The organism is Variovorax sp. Sphag1AA, assembly GCF_014192575.1.
Lineage (GTDB): Bacteria > Pseudomonadota > Gammaproteobacteria > Burkholderiales > Burkholderiaceae_C > Variovorax.
This window is the reverse complement of sequence record NZ_JACHYC010000006.1, coordinates 332,845-349,983: the sequence shown is the minus strand read 5'-3', so window position 1 is coordinate 349,983 and position 17,139 is coordinate 332,845. Positions and strand designations below refer to the sequence as shown.

The 17,139-nt window shown below is 63.5% G+C and carries 19 protein-coding genes and 1 pseudogene; 5 read left to right on the top strand and 15 right to left on the bottom strand.

Going from position 1 to position 17,139, the window contains the following annotated elements; translation table 11 throughout:
- The first annotated feature begins 2 nt into the window (after window positions 1-2).
- A complete protein-coding gene (locus tag FHW64_RS24465; RefSeq protein ID WP_184530818.1) occupies window positions 3-452 on the top strand; it encodes a type IV pilin protein in 450 nt (149 codons plus the stop codon).
- Between the two features lie 17 nt (window positions 453-469).
- On the opposite strand, the gene FHW64_RS24460 is transcribed toward FHW64_RS24465, so the two are convergent.
- The 10 genes and pseudogenes from FHW64_RS24460 to sucC form a co-directional block, all read right to left on the bottom strand.
- Entirely contained in the window at window positions 470-715 is a 246-nt protein-coding gene (locus FHW64_RS24460; protein WP_184530817.1) for a hypothetical protein, read from the bottom strand.
- 763 nt (window positions 716-1,478) lie between these two features.
- A pseudogene (locus FHW64_RS24455) lies at window positions 1,479-1,645 on the bottom strand (IS3 family transposase); the annotation flags it as partial.
- Between the two features lie 101 nt (window positions 1,646-1,746).
- Window positions 1,747-2,268, bottom strand: a complete 522-nt coding sequence (locus tag FHW64_RS24450; protein WP_184530816.1) for a prepilin-type N-terminal cleavage/methylation domain-containing protein — start codon at window positions 2,266-2,268, stop codon at window positions 1,747-1,749.
- Window positions 2,269-2,474: 206 nt separating this feature from the next.
- Complete coding sequence (locus tag FHW64_RS24445; RefSeq protein ID WP_184530815.1) at window positions 2,475-3,281, bottom strand: 3',5'-cyclic-nucleotide phosphodiesterase; 807 nt, start codon at window positions 3,279-3,281, stop codon at window positions 2,475-2,477.
- Window positions 3,282-3,315: 34 nt separating this feature from the next.
- The gene (locus FHW64_RS24440) at window positions 3,316-5,583 is read right to left on the bottom strand and encodes a CHASE2 domain-containing protein (RefSeq protein ID WP_184530814.1); all 2,268 of its coding nucleotides are present in this window, start codon (window positions 5,581-5,583) and stop codon (window positions 3,316-3,318) included.
- Window positions 5,584-5,622: 39 nt separating this feature from the next.
- Window positions 5,623-6,276, bottom strand: a complete 654-nt coding sequence (locus FHW64_RS24435; protein WP_184530813.1) for an FHA domain-containing protein — start codon at window positions 6,274-6,276, stop codon at window positions 5,623-5,625.
- 61 nt (window positions 6,277-6,337) lie between these two features.
- Window positions 6,338-7,147 carry a Stp1/IreP family PP2C-type Ser/Thr phosphatase gene (locus tag FHW64_RS24430; protein WP_184530812.1) on the bottom strand — a complete coding sequence of 270 codons (810 nt, stop codon included), beginning with the start codon at window positions 7,145-7,147 and terminating at the stop codon, window positions 6,338-6,340.
- 20 nt (window positions 7,148-7,167) lie between these two features.
- On the bottom strand, window positions 7,168-7,857 hold the full coding sequence (locus tag FHW64_RS24425; protein WP_184530811.1) for a TerC family protein: 690 nt from the start codon (window positions 7,855-7,857) through the stop codon (window positions 7,168-7,170).
- Between the two features lie 92 nt (window positions 7,858-7,949).
- Entirely contained in the window at window positions 7,950-8,843 is an 894-nt protein-coding gene (gene sucD, locus FHW64_RS24420; RefSeq protein WP_184530810.1) for a succinate--CoA ligase subunit alpha, read from the bottom strand.
- A gap of 9 nt (window positions 8,844-8,852) precedes the next feature.
- Complete coding sequence (gene sucC / locus FHW64_RS24415) at window positions 8,853-10,013, bottom strand: ADP-forming succinate--CoA ligase subunit beta (RefSeq protein WP_184530809.1); 1,161 nt, start codon at window positions 10,011-10,013, stop codon at window positions 8,853-8,855.
- 172 nt (window positions 10,014-10,185) lie between these two features.
- Between sucC and argC the strand changes: the two genes are divergently transcribed.
- On the top strand, window positions 10,186-11,109 hold the full coding sequence (gene argC, locus FHW64_RS24410; protein WP_184530808.1) for an N-acetyl-gamma-glutamyl-phosphate reductase: 924 nt from the start codon (window positions 10,186-10,188) through the stop codon (window positions 11,107-11,109).
- A gap of 9 nt (window positions 11,110-11,118) precedes the next feature.
- On the opposite strand, the gene recX is transcribed toward argC, so the two are convergent.
- Together recX and recA are read right to left on the bottom strand one after the other, a co-directional pair.
- Window positions 11,119-11,589 (bottom strand): recombination regulator RecX, encoded by a 471-nt coding sequence (gene recX, locus FHW64_RS24405; protein ID WP_184530807.1) that lies wholly within the window; start codon window positions 11,587-11,589, stop codon window positions 11,119-11,121.
- Window positions 11,579-12,670, bottom strand: a complete 1,092-nt coding sequence (gene recA / locus FHW64_RS24400) for a recombinase RecA (RefSeq protein WP_184530806.1) — start codon at window positions 12,668-12,670, stop codon at window positions 11,579-11,581. Before recA ends, recX begins: the two co-directional genes overlap by 11 nt.
- Window positions 12,671-12,817: 147 nt before the next feature.
- Here recA and FHW64_RS24395 point away from each other — a divergent pair, with 147 nt between their 5' ends.
- The 3 genes from FHW64_RS24395 to FHW64_RS24385 are packed head-to-tail and all read left to right on the top strand — an operon-like array spanning window position 12,818 to window position 15,524.
- Window positions 12,818-13,303 (top strand): MarR family winged helix-turn-helix transcriptional regulator, encoded by a 486-nt coding sequence (locus FHW64_RS24395; protein ID WP_184530805.1) that lies wholly within the window; start codon window positions 12,818-12,820, stop codon window positions 13,301-13,303.
- A 52-nt stretch (window positions 13,304-13,355) separates the two neighbouring features.
- Window positions 13,356-14,030 carry a response regulator transcription factor gene (locus FHW64_RS24390; RefSeq protein ID WP_184530804.1) on the top strand — a complete coding sequence of 225 codons (675 nt, stop codon included), beginning with the start codon at window positions 13,356-13,358 and terminating at the stop codon, window positions 14,028-14,030.
- 30 nt (window positions 14,031-14,060) lie between these two features.
- Window positions 14,061-15,524 (top strand): sensor histidine kinase, encoded by a 1,464-nt coding sequence (locus tag FHW64_RS24385; RefSeq protein WP_184530803.1) that lies wholly within the window; start codon window positions 14,061-14,063, stop codon window positions 15,522-15,524.
- 6 nt (window positions 15,525-15,530) lie between these two features.
- On the opposite strand, the gene FHW64_RS24380 is transcribed toward FHW64_RS24385, so the two are convergent.
- From FHW64_RS24380 to FHW64_RS24370, 3 genes are read right to left on the bottom strand one after another with little or no spacing between them, the layout of a single operon-like run.
- Window positions 15,531-15,716 carry a sporulation protein gene (locus tag FHW64_RS24380; RefSeq protein ID WP_260306313.1) on the bottom strand — a complete coding sequence of 62 codons (186 nt, stop codon included), beginning with the start codon at window positions 15,714-15,716 and terminating at the stop codon, window positions 15,531-15,533.
- Window positions 15,716-16,513, bottom strand: a complete 798-nt coding sequence (locus tag FHW64_RS24375; RefSeq protein ID WP_184530801.1) for a biotin--[acetyl-CoA-carboxylase] ligase — start codon at window positions 16,511-16,513, stop codon at window positions 15,716-15,718. Before FHW64_RS24375 ends, FHW64_RS24380 begins: the two co-directional genes overlap by 1 nt.
- A gap of 2 nt (window positions 16,514-16,515) precedes the next feature.
- Entirely contained in the window at window positions 16,516-17,136 is a 621-nt protein-coding gene (locus FHW64_RS24370) for an SET domain-containing protein (protein WP_184531108.1), read from the bottom strand.
- Window positions 17,137-17,139 lie beyond the last annotated feature (3 nt).

The following is a 17,139-nucleotide window of genomic DNA, read 5'->3' as shown; positions in this document are numbered from 1 at the left end:
TCATGAAGAACCTCAAATGTGCCAAAGGCGGCCGGCGTGCACTCGCCGGCTTCACGCTGATCGAACTCATGATTGCGGTAGCTGTGGTCGCGATCCTCGCAGCCATCGCCTACCCGTCCTATCTCGAGCAGATTCGCAAATCCCGGCGCACCGACGCTAAGGCTGCGTTGTTGGATCTGGCCGCGCGTCAGGAGCGTTACTTCACTACTCACAACACGTACACCAAAACCGCAGCCGACCTTGGCTACGCTAACGTGTTCCCAATAGATGTAAAGGCCGGTAACTCTGCCTTCTACCAACTTAACGTATCGGTCGCCACGACCACTGCGTTCACTGCGACTGCCACTCCCGTCGGCGCACAGACGGCCGACACGAAGTGCGGCACCTACACCATTGACGATCAAGGCTCCCAGAGTAGCAGCGGAACGCTAGGCGCGGCCGGTTGTTGGTAGAGGCACATCGGCCGACTTCAATTTCGGGTGCCAATGGCGTCTTCGACTTTGATCTCGGGCTCTGCCATATCGCGACCGCGCCGCCTCTCGAACTCATTGAGCGTGGCCGGATCGGAGATCGGGCCGGTGAGAAGCGATGCACCGCAGAACAGACCATCGGCTTCCTGCATGAGGCCAACGCAGGCTTCCCGGTCACGGGAACTGCGGTGGCGCGGACTTGGCGAGCGGAGCCACCACGCATAGAAGACCACGTTCAGCGGCATAAAGGTCTCAGCACCTGAAGGCGTTGGAGACAGAGAGAACACCAAGGCGCGAACCGCCGCGTCAGATCGATATCTCCAGATCGACGCTACGAACTCCCGAGGGGCAGCGCAGGGCCCGCGCAGCGCTCATGCCGATGGGATCGGCCTGACGTTGTCATCGTCGCAACCGCTGCATGCACCGCCGGCATGCGCTATACGAAACTTGGAGTTCGTGAGAGAGGCAATGCGCAGGCTCTCAATGAACATTGACATAGCCGCAGCACCCGTTGTCGAGCGGTGCGGCATCACGTAGATCGACCGCCGTCCAGACGAGCCTGGACCCGAGCTGAACATGATCGAGCGCCCAAGAACAGGCACATCATGCAATGCGTGGCGCGCAACGGGTGCGGCGCAAGTCATTCCGATCGCGTTCGGAGCTGAAAGCCCATGCTCATAGAGCCGAGTGCCGTCGCCTGATCCTTAGGCTTGACACTGACGAATCTCACACCTCGCATGTTGCTTGCGGATCTCCAGGCGCGTCGTTCCCGCCCCTCGGATGCGCAGCACTTCGATCAACTAGAAGTAAGCGGCCAATGAACACGGGATGGCGTCGGAAGCGGTAATGGCTGTCGGTGGTCTTGTGGTACGCCCGCTTGGGCACCACGAGCATGTGCGCCTCACGCAGCACGGGCCTTGATCTTTCGCTCAGGGGTCAGGCGCGCCGCAGGCGCTGCAGCAGGATTTCTTGATCGGAACTGGCATGGGAGTCGAGATGACGCCGAACCCCAGCTCTGGCGGCCATGCTGGCGCAGCCACACCCGCAATGGAGCGGCCCTGGATGCCGTAGCGCTGCTGGGCCTGTAGGTGAGTTCGCCTTTTCTACCTGCTCGACCACCGAGAGCTTAAAGCCAGCGTGTAGTCGCGCTGCGTGCGTTTGACGCCTGATTCCATTGACTTGCATTTTCTTGGAGGAAAAGTTGCCAACCCAGGTCAGGACGGGTGAGCACGGCAAAAAAGCCGCCCCAAGGCGGCTTCTCCGTTTGCTCCTCGGATTACTTGCAGGAACCGGGGAGGTACTTCTGAATAGCGGCGGTCGATCCCGCGCAGACCCATTCCGAAACGGCCTTGCCTTGGCTCATGTTGTCGGCAGACAGATCGACCGCAGCACCAGCAATCTTGGGGGTCAGCGTAACAAAGTCAGTGGCGGGCGCGAGGGTCACGCCGAGTGCGGTAGCCTCCGGCCTGACGGTGATAGTGCCATTGGCATCAGTAGTGACCGACTGGACCATCTTGGATGGGCCGGCACCAGCCGTATCGGCGGTATTTGCTTCACAGCCCCAGGCGTTTGCAGTACCACGGCCCCCAACAGGGTTCATGGTCTGAATCCCCTCCGAAATTGTGGTACGGCACGACGAGGCTGCCAAGATGACTTCGGACATGCGAGCCTTGACGGTGTATTGCTGGTAGGCCGGCAGCGCAACAGCTGCCAAGATACCGATGATCGCCACAACGATCATCAATTCGATAAGGGTGAAGCCGGCTTGTGCGCGGCGTGCGATGGAACGACGGTTCATTTCACTACTCCAGGTTGGTTTCTAGGGACCCCGAGGAGAGCCCCCGGTGCGCTGGAGTAACCGCAGCATCCATGCCATGCCAGCTATCGTCGTTTGGAGCCCGGCTGAGCAGGAACTTGTTCACGTTCTCGTTACAACGTGTGACAAACCGTGTTGCACGGGCCTGACGAGAGGTGACGTTTTTTGTCACCCCCTGCCAAAGGTGGTCAAAGTTCGAACACGCCAGCGGCCTGGAGCCACCGAATGTCCCACCCCTTTTTGCCGTCCGGGCACGATCCTTTGGTGAGCTCTTGAATCTGGCTCATGATCTCGCCGGTTTCCGCGGGCTTGGTGTGGGTGATATAGATCGGGAAGTCCTTCCCCGGCGCGATTTGGTCCAACTCGCCACCAAGAGCATATGGCGACAGATGCAGGCTACGCTGTGCCAGCGCCTTCTCCCGGTTGCTGAACGCGGTCTCGATCACCAGCATCCCGACGTCGAGCTGGTTTACGCGATCCCAGAATGGCGAATTGCGTTCGGTATCCCCGCTGAAGATCCAGTTCGGGCCGCCCTGCGCGGGTCGCACCGCATATCCGCAAGCCGGCACGGTGTGAACGGCGGGCAGCACTTCGACGTGCTTGAGCGTGCTGGTGCCAAGCTGCAACTGCTGCCCGATCACCAGATCGTGGAAGCTCACGAATGGCGCCTCGCGACTCGGAATGCTCGCGAAATCCGGCCAGATGACGTTGTTGAAGACATGGGCCCGCAGCGCCTCGATGGTCGCGCGGAGCGCATGCACACGCAGCGGACGCGTACGGCGGCTGGCGATAGCGTCGAGCATCAGCGGCAGCGCTGCCACATGGTCGAGATGCGAATGCGTGAGCACCACATCGTCGATCGCAGCCATCTCGTCGAGGGTGAGGTCGCCGACGCCCGTGCCAGCGTCGACCAGCAGGTCGCTATCGACCAGGAAAGAAGTCGTGCGGCAGTCCTTGGCGATGGCGCCGGAGCACCCCAATACACGCACCTGCATTTCGCTAGACCTTGACCTTTGAGCCCGTCGGCTGTTATTTCGATTCGAACCGGGTCGCACCGTCCCAATCCGGGTCTGTTGGCTGCAACGACTGCGAGGCTAATCGCTGTTCGTAGAGCTGGTAAAGGACTTTTTTGGCATCCATGGCGAGCAGGGGCGCAAGCATAGCTTGACCGCGCGGCCAATCCTGCGCGCGGTAGGCCGAAATTACTTCATTCCAGCGATCGAGCTCATTCGGGTCACCCGGGGCCGACTCGTGCTGCCCGGCGACCGGCGTGAATATCCGCACCACGTTGAGCTTGCCCTGGACCCTGACGCAATCGAGCTCTTGCCAGGCGATCGATGGCGCGAGCGCCTTGGTCGCCTCCGTGGCGACGATTTCCACGCCGTAGTGCACCCCAAGGCCCTCGATCCGCGAGGCGAGGTTGACCGCATCGCCGACCACCGTATAGCTGCGGCGAATGGCAGAGCCCATGTCGCCGACGCTCATGACGCCTGAATTGAGACCGATGCCGACGTTGATCTGCGGCCGGCCGCTGCGGCGATGGATCTCGTTCAACTCGCGTACCGCCGCAGTCATGTCGATCGCTGCCCGGACAGCCAGTTCGGCGTGGTTCGGGGTATCGACCGGCGCACCCCAGAACGCCATGACGCAATCGCCGATGTATTTGTCGACCGTCCCGCGGTGGGCGCTGATGACCTGTGTGAGGCGGCTGAAGACCTCGTTGAGGAAATCCTGCAGATCGACCGGCGCCATGTGCTCCGCCATCCGGGTGAATCCGCGCATGTCGCAGAACATCACCGTGAGTTCCTTGCTCTGGGCGCGCATGCTGTAACGCGTGGGGTCTACCTGCATTTCGGCGACCAGTTCGCGAGGTACATAGGTACCGAACAGGTTGGCCAACCGGCGGCTCGCGCGGGCCTCCACCAAGTAGCCCCAACTCATGTTGAGGACGAAGGCCGCTCCGATCATGGCCAGCGTCGCCCCGAGCGGCAGCACGAGCCTGGCCTGCACGAAGAGCAAGGCATTGAGACCGACCGCCGCAGCCACGGTGAGCATGGCGATCACCACCGCACGCAGGGCGGTGCCGAGCGACAGGCCGAACGCCAGCGCGAGACCAGCGACGACGAGCACGATCGACTCGTAGCCCACCACGTAGTCCGGAACGCCATACAGCCGTCCGTCGAGCAGACCGGAAATGATGTTGGCATGCACTTCGACTCCAGGAAAGGCGGCGCCCGCCGGCGTGGATCGGAGGTCTTCGAGCCCCGGCGCAGTGGACCCCACCAACACGATCTTGCCTTTGAGTTCGCCGGGCGCCAGCGACCCATGGATCACGTCTGCGGCCGGGACGTGCCGGAACGATCCTCCGTTCGCGCCGCCGGGCCCCCGATAAGGAACAAGGATGCTGGCCCCGGCGTCCAGCGGAACGCGCAGTTGTCCCGCCTCGTTTGCGAGCGCGAGCGATTGCATCGGCGGCGCGCTGCCTGATGCACCGCCCGGCGCAAAGACTGGCACCAGCGCTCGCGAGTCCGTGGCTTTACGGAAGACGGCAAGGGCGAGCGATTCGTAGTAGCCGGGCTGCGCAACCTGCCCGATATAGCGCGCGATGAGCGGAACCGAACGGACGACGCCGTCCTGATCGGCATCCAGCAGCACGTTGAGAAAGCCCCCCGCAGGAGCGCCTTGAGCAAGCGTGGGGATGCTTCCGACGAAGCCGTTCCATCGCGTCGCGTACTCGCGCCCTTCCGGAAAACTGTCGGGTGGCAGAACCGGGGCCGGCAGTTGCCCTCGGGCTTGCGGCACTTTGCTGCGAGTGAAGTAGTAACCCAGCGCCACCGGCCGGCCGGCGAGCGCGCTCGCAAAAATAGCGTCTGGATCCAATTGAGGCGCGAAGCGCCTGATCGCCTCCACGATCTGCGGTTGCCCGGCAAGCGGGCCCTCGGCCAATCGCTGAACGACGTCGCGCGTGGAGAACGAATCAGGCTCGACGAACAGCACGTCGAAGCCCAGCACAAGCGCCTGTTGGCGATCGATCACTTCGGTGGTCAGCTTCGCCAACTGGTCGCGACGCCAGGGCCATTGCCCCATTTGCTGCAGACTCGCGTCGTCAATGTCGACGATCACGATGCGCGGATCGAGTGTCCGCGGCATGGTGGCACGCAAGCGCGTGTCATAGATGAAGTGATCGAGCGCGTCGATGAAAGACCATCGCCACAAGCCACCCGCGTGCGCCAGTGCAAGCACGGTGGGCAGGAGCGTGATCGCTATCCGCGCCCAGTGCTGGCGCAGCGCACTCATGGCGGCGAGGACCCCGGAGTTACAAGCCCCGACGAAAGGTCAGCTGACCACGAACTGCATGCGTGTGCCGCCGAGTTCGAGCACATCGCCGTCCTGCAGCGCAACGGCCTCGCTGCCGAGCGGCTCGCCGTTGAGCGCGGTGCCGCCGTCGATCGGCGCCACCACGTAGCCATGCAGACGGCGGGTGACTGCAGCGACCGCCACGCCCGGCTTGCCGATGGTCGTAACGACCTTCTGCAGCGACAGCTCGCGACCGGCGCCGCTTCCGGAAAGGACACGGATGACAGCAACGCCCGCGGTGCCGCCGCCCAGTGGGGCCTGCACGGTCGGTGCGGATGAAAGGGGGATCGGCCCTGAGGGCGCCGGTGGAACAACTGCACGAATCGCCGTGGCGGCGTCTCCGGCCGAACCGGCCACGTAGCGCACCTTGTACTTGCCGACCTCGATGACGTCGTTCTGCTCGAGCGCCTGCTTCTTGATCGGCCGCCCGTTGACGTAGGTGCCGTTGGTGCTGTTGAGATCTTCCAGATAGACATCACCGCCGATCATGTGCAGCACAGCATGTTCACCGCTGATGGCGAGATTGTCGACAACGATGTCGTTGTACGGGCGCCGTCCCAGCGTGGTGCGGTCCTTGGCGAGCGTCACTTCCTTGATGACGACGCCGTCGATCGAAACGATCAATTTCGGCATGGCCGACTCCTGGAGATCCTTTTTATGTTCACAGCGGCCCTTTTTATGGAAGTTCCTTCGTCTATGCGGGTATCTCGGGCACTCCTACTCCACCTGCCCGGGCCAAGACAACCGAAATGTTATCTCTGCCACCATTTTCATTTGCTGCTGCAACCAAAAGTGTTGCTTTTTCCGGGAGCGCGATATCTTGTAACAAAAGTGTGAAAATCTGCGCGTCCGAGACCATCTCGCTCAAGCCGTCCGAACATAGCAGAAAGAGATCGCCCGGCTGAACGGTATGTTCATGCATTTCGAGCTCGACATGCCGCTCGATGCCGAGCGCACGAGTGACAAGATTGCGATGCGGCGACTGGACCGCCTGCTCCGGCGTGATGGCACCCGCGTCAAGCTGCTCCTGCAGCAGCGAATGGTCGCGCGTCAGCAGCTCGAGCTTCTCGCCCCGCAGCCGGTAGCAGCGGGAGTCTCCGATGTGCCCCACGATGACCCGTTGGTGGCCGAAGGTCGCGAGCACAAGGGTGGTCCCCATGCCTTGGAGCTGCACATTGGCGATGCCCGCTTCGAGGATCGCCGCGTTGGCCTCATCGGTACCCGCCTGCAGCGCACGGCGGATTGCCTTGGGGTGCGCATGCAGCCCTGCGTGGGCAAGCCACCGCCCGAAGCTGGCTTGGAGAAGCGCGATCGCCATGCCGCTCGCCACTTCGCCGCCGTTGTATCCGCCCATGCCATCGGCCAGAAGAACCAGCCCGAGCGAGGCATCGAAGGCGATGGTGTCTTCGTTGTTGGCGCGCACTCGGCCTGGGTCCGTGAGCGCCGCAAACTCCCACGACAGCGCACTCGCTTCGACGGATGCAGGTGCGCTCGTGTTCGACATGGGTGTGGGTGCGGTAGGAATCAGGTGGCCAGCTTCTCAGTCTGCCCGCGCTTTTGAAGCCAGCGGCCGATCAGCACCACGAAGACGGCACCAGCCACCGCGCCGGCATAGTGCAGCCACGGATTCGCCGCCAGGACATCGCGCAGGATGGTATCGCTCACGATCGTCTCGCCGCCGACCCAGCCGATTAGGGCGGCGCCAAGCATCACGATGATCGGGAAACGTTCCATAAGCTTGATCATGAGCGTACTGCCAAAAATCACCAGCGGAATGCTGATCGCCAGGCCAAGGACGAGAAGCACCATGCTGCCCTGGGCGGCCGCTGCGACGGCGATCACATTGTCCAGACTCATGACGAGGTCGGCTAGAAGAATAGTGCGCACTGCAGCCAACATACTGCCGTACTCCTTGTCTTCGCCCTCCCCTTCGTCTTCCTCACTGAGTAGCTGCGTGCCGATCCATAGCAGGAGGGCACCGCCAACGATCTGCAGATAAGGGAGCGCCAGCAGCTTTGCCGCGACGACGGTGAGCACCACTCGCAACACCACTGCGGCACCGGAGCCGAACAGCACCGCTGTCCGCTGTTGCTGCGGCGGCAGCGAACGCGCTGCCATCGCGATCACCACGGCGTTGTCGCCGGACAGGATGATGTTGATCCAGACGATCTTTAGCAGACCAATCCAGAAGTCTGTCGTTTGTAGAAATTCCATGTCTCGTACCCCACTGTTATTTGATTAAAAAAGCGCCCGCAACCGGAATTGCGGGCGCCTTCGTTCTTGTGGTTAGAACGCGAGCAGCAAGCTCAGATCAACGCCTTCAGGCGCTTTGCCAGTTCCGAGAAGTTGCGGGTAACGGTGAAGCCGCACTCTTCCATGATCGCGAGCTTCGCGTCGGCGGTATCGGCACCACCGGAGATCAGCGCGCCGGCATGGCCCATGCGCTTGCCGGGAGGCGCAGTCACGCCTGCGATGAAACCGACGACCGGCTTCTTCATGTTTTCCTTGCACCAGCGAGCGGCGTCGGCTTCGTCCGGGCCGCCGATTTCGCCGATCATGATCACGGCGTCGGTGTCGGGATCGTCGTTGAACGCCTTCATCACATCGATGTGCTTCAGGCCGTTGATCGGGTCGCCGCCGATGCCGACAGCGCTCGACTGGCCGAGGCCGATCTCGGTGAGTTGTGCCACGGCTTCATAGGTCAGCGTGCCGGAGCGGCTGACCACGCCGATGCGGCCCTTGCGGTGGATGTGGCCGGGCATGATGCCGATCTTGATCTCGTCGGGCGTGATCAGGCCGGGGCAGTTCGGGCCAAGCAGCAGCGTCTTCTTGCCGCCGGCAGCTTCCTTGGCCTTCATCTTGTTGCGCACTTCGAGCATGTCGCGAACAGGAATGCCTTCGGTGATGCAAATCGCCATGTCGAGGTCGGCCTCAACGGCTTCCCAGATCGCGGCGGCTGCGCCGGGTGGCGGCACGTAGATCACCGACACGGTCGCGCCAGTCTGCTGGGCAGCTTCCTTGACCGAGCCGTAGATTGGAATGTTGAAAATCGACTCGCCGGCCTTCTTCGGATTCACGCCAGCGACGAAGGCGTTCTTGCCGTTCGCGTATTCCTGGCACTTCTCGGTGTGGAACTGGCCGGTCTTGCCGGTGATGCCCTGCGTGATGACTTTGGTGTCTTTGTTGATGTAGATCGACATGACTGTTCCTTACTTGACCGCTGCCACGACCTTCTGGGCCGCTTCCGCCATGGTGTCGGCGCTGATGATCGGCAGACCGGAGTCGGCCAGGAGCTTCTTGCCCTCGGCTTCGTTGGTGCCCTTCATGCGGACGACGAGGGGCACTTGCAGATTCACTGCCTTGCAGGCCGCGATCACGCCGGTGGCGATGGTGTCGCACTTCATGATGCCGCCGAAGATGTTGACCAGGATGGCCTTCACGTTCTTGTTCTTCAGCATGATCTTGAAGGCCTCGGTCACCTTCTCGGGGGTGGCGCCGCCGCCCACGTCAAGGAAGTTCGCCGGCTCTCCGCCGAAGAGCTTGATGGTGTCCATGGTGGCCATGGCCAGCCCGGCGCCGTTCACCAGGCAGCCGATGTTGCCGTCGAGGCTGATGTAGGCGAGGTCGAACTTGCTGGCTTCGACTTCGGCCGGATCTTCCTCGTCGAGGTCGCGCAGCGCCACGATTTCGGGGTGGCGGAACAGCGCGTTGCTGTCGAAGTTGAACTTGGCGTCGAGGGCGACGATGTTGCCCTTGCTGTCACGGTTCAGCGGATTGATCTCGACCAGCGAGGCGTCCGTTTCCATGTAGCAGGTGTAGAGCTTCTTGAAGACGTCCACGGCCTGGGCGGTGGAGTCTGCCGGGATGCCGATGGCGTCGGCGATCTTCTTGGCCTGTGCGTCACCGAGGCCGGTGAGCGGATCGATGAACTCGGTGACGATCTTCTCGGGCGTGGAGTGCGCCACTTCCTCGATGTCCATGCCGCCTTCGCTGGAAGCGATGACCGCGACCTTCTGGGTGGCGCGGTCGGTCACGACGGAGACGTAGTATTCCTTCTGGATGTCGGCGCCATCTTCGATGTAGAGGCGGCGGACCTTCTGGCCTTCCGGGCCGGTCTGGTGGGTCTTGAGCTGCATGCCGAGGATTTCGCCGGCCAGCTTCTTGACGTCATCGATCGACTTGGCGACCTTGACGCCGCCACCCTTGCCGCGACCACCCGCGTGGATCTGCGCCTTGACAACCCACACGGGGCCGCCGAGCTTCTGGGCGGCTTCCACCGCCTCCTGCACTGTGTACGCTGGAATGCCTCGCGGCACAGGCACGCCGAACTTGGCAAGAATTTCCTTGCCTTGGTACTCGTGAATCTTCATGAGGGTGTCTCTCGGAACGGGGTTTGGAGAACGGGAGAATTTTGGCTGTTGTCCACGGGCCACGGCGCCGAAGGCGGGGGCGGCGGACAGCAGAGGACTGTATCATGGTGCGCCGCACCACGGCAGACCCTTGTTTGCGGTCAATACGTACTTTCTCCAGAGGCCCCACACCATGCCCAAGGTCTTCATCGATGGCGAAGCCGGCACCACCGGCCTTCAGATCCGCGAGCGGCTGCAGAACATGCCCCAAGTTGAACTCGTCAGCATCGCCCCTGAACTGCGAAAGGATGTCGCAGCCAAGCGCGACCTGATGGCAGGTGTGGATCTCGTCGTTCTCTGCCTGCACGACGACGCGGCGCGTGAATCAGTGGCACTGATCGACCAACTCGACGGCCGCCGTCCGAAGATCATCGACGCCTCGACGGCGCACCGCGTGGCCGATGGCTGGGTGTTCGGCTTCCCCGAACTGGCTGCCGGGCAGAAGGATGCCGTCGCCAAGGCTGACCGTGTCGCCAATCCGGGCTGCTACGCGACCGGCGCGATCGCGATCGTGCGCCCCCTGGTCGATGCCGGCTTGCTGCCGCGCGACTTCCCCATCGCCCTGCCCTCGGTCAGCGGCTATTCCGGCGGCGGTCGCACCATGATCGAAGCGTATGAAAACGGCGAAGCGCCGCCCTACGAAACCTATGCGCTCGGGCTCAAGCACAAGCACATCCCGGAGATCATGAAATACACCGGCCTCACCCGTCGGCCAGTGTTCATTCCCGCCGTCGGCAACTTCAAACAGGGCATGCTGGTCCAGCTGCCACTGCATCTCGACGACCTGCCCAATCGCCCGAAGGCCGGCGACCTGCAGGACGCCCTCGCGGCCCACTATGCCCAGAGCAACACGCCGGAGCAGTTCGTCAAGGTGCTGCCGCCCACGGAAAACGGCAAGCTGGATGCCGTTGCGCTCAACGACACCAACCAGCTCGAGATCCGAGTGTTCCCGAATGAGGACCATCGGCATGCCGTGGTCATCGCTCGCCTCGACAACCTCGGCAAGGGCGCGAGCGGTGCCGCAGTGCAGAACCTGCGGCTGATGCTCGGCATCTAGCCGGGCCGACTACTCTTCGTCGGGGTCGTACCTCAGTACTTTCGCGACCACGCCGGTCGCGAAGCCCCGGGCCATCATGAATCGCATCTGACGCGCCCGTTCGGCCGCGTCCTGCGGCAATGCGCCGAAGCGGCGGCGCCAGACGTCTCGCGCGCGATCCAGCTCCGTGTCTTGCAGGCTGGCGACCGCATCGGCCACCGCATCGGGGGCAATGCCCTTGTGCAGCAGCTCCTGGCGCACACGTGCAGCGCCAAGTCGGGCCGAACGCTGATGCAGGACCGACTGCACCACCCTCGCCTCGCTGATGAAATCCTTGGCCGTCAGCTCGTCGAGCGCCCGGGCCAGCGCGCCGGGCTCTTCCTCGTACTTGCGCAGCTTCCGCTCGAGTTCGGCGCGCGAGTGCTCGCGCTGACTGAGCAGGCGCAGGGCGCGGCCCTTGAGCGAGGGGCCCGCCCTTCCCTCTTCCTTTTTACTTGTCACCCTTCGCAGGCTTTGCCGGTGCTGCCTCGGGCTCCTGGGTCGACTCGGCCAGCAGCGGAATACCCAGCGATTCGCGCACTTTGTTTTCGATCTCGCGCGCCAGTTCGCGGTTCTCGCGGAGGAATTCGCGGGCGTTGTCGCGGCCCTGCCCGATCTTCTCGCCGTTGTAGGCATACCAGGCGCCCGACTTGTCGATGAGCTTGGCGTTCACACCCATGTCGATGATCTCGCCCTCGCGGCTGATGCCTTCACCGAACAGGATGTCGAATTCGGCCGTCTTGAAGGGTGGCGACACCTTGTTCTTGACCACCTTGACCTTGGTTTCGTTGCCGATCGCCTCGTCGCCCTTCTTGATGGTGCCGATGCGGCGGATGTCCAGGCGCACCGAGGCGTAGAACTTCAGCGCGTTGCCGCCGGTGGTGGTTTCGGGCGAACCGAACATCACACCGATCTTCATGCGGATCTGGTTGATGAAGATGACCATGCAGTTGGTCTTCTTGATCGTGGCGGTGAGCTTGCGCAGGGCCTGGCTCATCAGGCGGGCCTGCAGGCCGGGCAGCGAGTCACCCATTTCGCCTTCGATTTCGGCCTTGGGCGTAAGCGCGGCAACCGAGTCGACCACGATCAGGTCGACCGCGCCAGAGCGGACCAGCGAATCGACGATCTCGAGCGCCTGCTCGCCGGTGTCGGGCTGGCTGATGAGCAGGTCGGGAAGTTCCACGCCGAGCTTCTGAGCGTATTGCACGTCGAGCGCATGCTCGGCGTCGACGAAGGCGCAGGTGCCGCCCTGGCGCTGCATCTCGGCGATGACCTGCAGCGTGAGCGTGGTCTTGCCCGAGGATTCCGGCCCGTAGATCTCAACCACGCGGCCACGCGGCAATCCGCCGACACCCAGTGCGATATCAAGGCCCAGCGAACCGGTAGAGACCACCTGGATGTCTTCCAGCGCCTCGCCCTCGCCCAGACGCATGATCGTGCCCTTGCCGAACTGCTTTTCGATCTGGGCCAGCGCTGCTTGGAGGGCCTTGGCCTTTTCGCTGTTGGCGCCCGAGAGGTTTGCGCCCTTGACGACTGCGTCCATGTGGAAACTCCTTGAATATCAATAGGTTGCGTTGGATTCATCCTGCTGCGCTTAATCACAGGCTGGATGCTTGAACAGTAGTGTAGGGGTCAATGGATTGGCGTTGGCCCATTATATTTGGTCAGTTTGATTTACTATCGACTCGCCATGACCGATCTGCCTTCTTCCATCGACCACGACGCATGGCGACAAACCCACCTGGGCCGCCTGCTCGGTCACGCAATGCGCCGCTTCGATGAGCGCGTACTCAGCCTGATGGCGCACGATGCGGAAGTGCCGCTGGCGCTCTCAAACCTCGCGGCACGCGCACAAGTCACCGCGGCGCACATCCACATCACCCGGCACCTGTCGCGCGACGGCTCGCGCCTCACCGAACTGGCCGAACGCGCCGGCATGACCAAGCAGGCGATGGGCACGCTGGTCGATCAATGCGAGGCGTGGGGCCTCGTCACGCGCGGCCCCGATCCACTCGATGCACGCGCCCGCCGCGTGATGTTCACCGCCGACGGCCTCGCATGGCTCGAAGCCTTCCGCAACGCCGTCGCGCAGGCCGAAGCCGAGTTCCGCGCGAGCGTAGGCGACGAGATCGCTACCGTAGTAACCATCGGCCTGGAAGCCTACGCAGCCGCCTAGAATTTGAAAGGCAGAGCCACACGAAGTGGGCGAGGCTGGGGGTGAACTCAAGATGCGAATACTCATTGCGGAAGACGATCAGGTTCTGGCCGACGCCCTGCTGCGCAGCCTGCGCACCTCCGGTTCGGCAGTCGATCATGTGGCTACGGGTTCGCAGGCCGATGCGGCCTTGATGACCAACAGCGAGTTCGACCTGCTGATCCTCGACCTGGGTCTGCCCAACATGCACGGCCTCGAGATCCTCAAGCGCCTGCGTGCGCGCGGATCGCAACTGCCGGTGCTCGTGCTCACCGCCGCCGACAGTGTGGAGGAGCGCGTCAAAGGTCTCGACCACGGCGCCGACGACTACATGGCCAAGCCCTTCTCGCTGCAGGAACTCGAAGCGCGCGTGCGTGCGCTTACCCGCCGCGGCATGGGCGGCACCAGCAATGCCATCAAGCATGGGCCGCTCGTCTACGACCAGGCCGGCCGCGTGGCGACCATCGACGGCAAGATGATCGAGCTGTCCGCGCGCGAACTCGGTTTGCTCGAAGTCCTGCTGCAGCGTGCGGGCCGCCTCGTGAGCAAGGACCAGCTCGTCGAGCGCCTGTGCGAATGGGGCGAAGAGGTCAGCCTGAACGCGATCGAGGTCTACATCCATCGCCTGCGCAAGAAGATCGAGAAGGGTCCGGTACGCATCGCGACCGTGCGCGGCCTCGGCTATTGCCTTGAAAAGATTCCTTCCTGACGAGCCGCTCGCCGGCTGGGTGACTGCTCGGTGAAACTTTTTCAGCGCGCCCAGCGCTCCCTGTTCGGCGAGATCCTCGACTGGATGCTCACGCCGCTGTTGCTGCTGGTGCCGGTGAGCATCGGCGTGACCTGGCTCGTGGCGCAGGGCATTGCCAACGCGCCTTTTGACCGAGCCCTCGAATCCAATATCCAGACCCTCGCGCGACTGGTCGACGTCGACCACGGCCGCATCCAGTTCGTGCTGCCGCAGCCAGCGCGCGAGATCCTCGGCGGTGACGAGGCGGATCGCGTGTACTACCAGCTGCTTGACGAGCATGGTGGTCTCCTCAGCGGCGAGCCCGAGGTTCCTCCGCCAAGCTCCGACGAGCCGCCGATGCCCGGCGTGGTCTACCTGCGCAACGGCTTGATCCAGGGGCAGCAGGTGCGTATCGCGTCGCTGTGGATTGCCGGCACGAATCCCGAGTCGCCGCTGGCGCTGCTGCAGGTGGCCGAGACGCGCGAGAAGCAATCCGTTCTGGCCACGGAAATCATCAAGGGCGTGCTGCTGCCGCAGTTCGCGATCCTGCCGCTGGCGGTGCTCCTGATCTGGCTAGCGCTGGTACGCGGCATCAAGCCGCTGTCGGTGGTGGAGGCACGCATCCGCGAGCGTCGACCCGGCGATCTGAGCCCGCTCGACGAATCCTCGGTCCCCCTCGAAGTCGTGCCGCTGGTGCTCTCGGTCAACGACCTGCTTCGCAAGCTGAACGATTCGATCGGCACACAGAAGCGCTTTCTCGCGGATGCGGCGCATCAGCTGAAGACGCCGTTGGCGGGCTTGCGCATGCAGGCCGACCTCGCGCAGCGCGAAGGCGCGAACGCAGAAGAACTCAAGAAATCCCTCAAGCAGATCGGGCGCGCCAGCGTGCGCGCGACGCACACGGTCAATCAGCTCCTTTCACTCGCTCGCGCGGAAGGCAACGGCGGCAACATCGGCCGGCAATCCTGCGACATCGCGCGGCTCACGATCGAGGTGGTGCGCGAAGCCGTGCCGCGCGCGATCGACAAGCGCATCGACCTCGGCTACGAGGGCGCCCAGCCCGGCGCGCCCGGCGTGGCGATCGACGGCAACCCGACGCTGCTCAAGGAGCTGGTGCGCAACCTCGTCGACAACGCGATCAACTACACGCCCTCGACACCGGAGCGGCCGGGCGTCATTACCGCGCGGGTGCTGGCCGACCCCTTCGGCCGCATCGTGATGCTGCAGGTCGAGGACAACGGCCCCGGCATCGCCGAGGCCGAACGCGAACTCGTGTTCGAGCCGTTCTATCGAGTGCTGGGAAACGAAGCCGATGGATCGGGGTTGGGTCTGCCGATCGTGCGGGAAATCGCGCGCCAGCATTTCGCGACGGTCCAGCTGGAGGACGCCCATCCAGGCCAGCATCCGCCCGGCACGCTCGTCAGCCTGCGCTTCGATGGCAACGAGGGCGAACGCCGCGCCGCCAGGCCGCACTGAGCGGCACTAGACCTTGCCGGGGTCGACCTTGCGGATCTCCAGCATCTGCGGTCGCACCTGCTGCTGGAGACGCTGCGGCTCGCGCTCGCTGAAGCGCGCGGGCTGCGTGCCGAACAACGCGAGTGCACCTTGCGACCAGGCGTAGTAGCCGACGTTCGCGACGATCAGAAGCACGACCAGCAGCCGCAACATCATCGCGTCGAAGGGGCAGGGCGCACGCTGACTTCGGCGCTGGTGATCGTCTTCATGCCGTTGGCCGTCTGCACGAGCAGTTCGCCGCCCCAGCCCACGCCTTCGCAGCGGCCTTCGGTGCCGTCGCTGAGCCGCACATCGCGCCCGCGCAGCACATCTCGCGCGGCGAAACGCGGTGCAAAGGGAACGAAGCCGCGCTCATCGAAGAGCTGCACGTTCTCCACCAGAGGGACAGCGATCTCGCGAAGCACCTCTCCCGGTGTCGCATGTGGGCGCCACTGCTGCAGCCACGCCGGTTCGGTGCTGAGCCCCGTGGCTTCACGCGGGCCGATGTTGATGCCGATGCCGATCACGAGATAGCGCTCCGCCGCGTCGGGCTGGAGGAGGGCGGTCTCGATCAGGATGCCACCGAGCTTTCGATCGCCGACCCAGAGGTCGTTCGGCCACTTGAGCCCCAGCCCCGCCGAACTGGAAGGATCGAGGCTTTCCGCCACGCTCACGCCGACTGCGAGCGAGAGTCCGGACCAATCGCGCGGTGCGAGCGGGAGGCCGAGGGAGAAGGTCAGCGATGCGGGTTGGCGTGCATCCTGCGCGCTCTGCCAGGCCCGCCCCAGTCGGCCGCGACCGGCCGTCTGGCGCTCGGCCACGAGCAGCACCGGTGCGCGGCTGCCGTCGCGGGCCCGCCGCATGAGTTCGCTGCTTGTCGAATCGATCTCGGCAACGACCTCGACGCCGACGCCCGGCAGCTTTTGCGCCAGGGCACCCGCGATCTCGTCTTCGAACCAGGGCGCGGACATGCTCAACGCTTGTCGGACTTCAAGGACTTGGCGTTCTTGTCCTTGTTCTTTTTCTTCTTGGGTTCCTTGCGGACTTCGCCCGCGTCCTTCTTGCCCTTGCCGGCGCTCTTGGCTTCCTTTTTCTTCTTGCCCTTGCCTTTCTTTTCGTCGTCGGACTTGGGTGCAAGCAAAGTGCCGCGACAGTTCTTTGAACCGCACCAGCAGGGGAATTCGGACTTGAGCTTCTTCGTGTACGGCTCGTCGATGATCAGGCCGTAGTCGTAGCTGAGCTCTTCGCCGGCCGCGATATTGCGCAGGGCCTTGATGAAGACGCGCCCGTCCTGCTCGTCGGCTTCGCAGCTCGGATCGCAGGAATGGTTGATCCAGCGCGCCGCATTGCCCTTTACGCCGCCATCGATCACACGCTCGTCATCGATATGGAAGTAGAAGGTGTGGTTGGGCTGCGACGGATCGTGCGGATGGCGTCGGAGAGCCTCTTTCCAGGTGATGACCTCACCCTTGTATTCAATGAGCGTTTCGCCCTCCGCGATATCCTGCACGGCGAAAACGCCGTTACCGTGGACGTCGGAGCGCCGGGTCTGGATGCGGCGGCCACTACTTGAAACGAGGGACTTGGAAGGCATCGG

Bases quoted from the DNA above. Each gene is read 5' to 3' on its own strand.
- FHW64_RS24465 (WP_184530818.1), top strand. From the start codon at position 3: ATGAAGAACCTCAAATGTGCCAAAGGCGGCCGGCGTGCACTCGCCGGC.
- FHW64_RS24460 (WP_184530817.1), bottom strand. From the start codon at position 715: ATGCCGCTGAACGTGGTCTTCTATGCGTGGTGGCTCCGCTCGCCAAGT.
- FHW64_RS24450 (WP_184530816.1), bottom strand. From the start codon at position 2,268: ATGAACCGTCGTTCCATCGCACGCCGCGCACAAGCCGGCTTCACCCTT.
- FHW64_RS24445 (WP_184530815.1), bottom strand. From the start codon at position 3,281: ATGCAGGTGCGTGTATTGGGGTGCTCCGGCGCCATCGCCAAGGACTGC.
- FHW64_RS24440 (WP_184530814.1), bottom strand. From the start codon at position 5,583: ATGAGTGCGCTGCGCCAGCACTGGGCGCGGATAGCGATCACGCTCCTG.
- FHW64_RS24435 (WP_184530813.1), bottom strand. From the start codon at position 6,276: ATGCCGAAATTGATCGTTTCGATCGACGGCGTCGTCATCAAGGAAGTG.
- FHW64_RS24430 (WP_184530812.1), bottom strand. From the start codon at position 7,147: ATGTCGAACACGAGCGCACCTGCATCCGTCGAAGCGAGTGCGCTGTCG.
- FHW64_RS24425 (WP_184530811.1), bottom strand. From the start codon at position 7,857: ATGGAATTTCTACAAACGACAGACTTCTGGATTGGTCTGCTAAAGATC.
- sucD (WP_184530810.1), bottom strand. From the start codon at position 8,843: ATGTCGATCTACATCAACAAAGACACCAAAGTCATCACGCAGGGCATC.
- sucC (WP_184530809.1), bottom strand. From the start codon at position 10,013: ATGAAGATTCACGAGTACCAAGGCAAGGAAATTCTTGCCAAGTTCGGC.
- argC (WP_184530808.1), top strand. From the start codon at position 10,186: ATGCCCAAGGTCTTCATCGATGGCGAAGCCGGCACCACCGGCCTTCAG.
- recA (WP_184530806.1), bottom strand. From the start codon at position 12,670: ATGGACGCAGTCGTCAAGGGCGCAAACCTCTCGGGCGCCAACAGCGAA.
- FHW64_RS24395 (WP_184530805.1), top strand. From the start codon at position 12,818: ATGACCGATCTGCCTTCTTCCATCGACCACGACGCATGGCGACAAACC.
- FHW64_RS24390 (WP_184530804.1), top strand. From the start codon at position 13,356: ATGCGAATACTCATTGCGGAAGACGATCAGGTTCTGGCCGACGCCCTG.
- FHW64_RS24380 (WP_260306313.1), bottom strand. From the start codon at position 15,716: ATGTTGCGGCTGCTGGTCGTGCTTCTGATCGTCGCGAACGTCGGCTAC.
- FHW64_RS24375 (WP_184530801.1), bottom strand. From the start codon at position 16,513: ATGTCCGCGCCCTGGTTCGAAGACGAGATCGCGGGTGCCCTGGCGCAA.
- FHW64_RS24370 (WP_184531108.1), bottom strand. From the start codon at position 17,136: ATGCCTTCCAAGTCCCTCGTTTCAAGTAGTGGCCGCCGCATCCAGACC.